The 280-nt window shown below is 45.7% G+C and carries 2 protein-coding genes; both read left to right on the forward strand.

The window, feature by feature from the left end; translation table 11 throughout:
- On the forward strand, positions 1 to 158 hold a 158-nt coding region (locus CF394_RS03150), incomplete at its 5' end, for an AraC family transcriptional regulator (protein WP_133079790.1).
- Between the two features lie 17 nt (positions 159 to 175).
- The coding region (locus CF394_RS03155) for a LacI family DNA-binding transcriptional regulator (RefSeq protein ID WP_133079791.1) at positions 176 to 280 on the forward strand (105 nt) is incomplete at its 3' end.

The following is a 280-nucleotide window of genomic DNA, read 5'->3' on the forward strand; positions in this document are numbered from 1 at the left end:
AAGCAAAGCGCCTTTTATCCTCTACAAATGATAAAATGGGCGTCATTGCGGAAACGGTCGGAATGGAAGACCCGACATACTTTTCAAAACTCTTTAAGCAGATAGAAGGCATTTCACCAATTGAATACCGGAAAATTGTCAGCCGGAAAGTTCAATAACCAGACGAGGGATGAACATGAAAACAACAATTTACGATGTGGCAAGGGCGGCGGGAGTCTCGATCACAACTGTGTCGCGTGTGATTAACAAGACGGGCAGAATCAGCGAGAAAACGCGGCAG

It is taken from the genome of Tetzosporium hominis, from assembly GCF_002265435.1.
GTDB lineage: Bacteria > Bacillota > Bacilli > Bacillales_A > Planococcaceae > Chryseomicrobium > Chryseomicrobium hominis.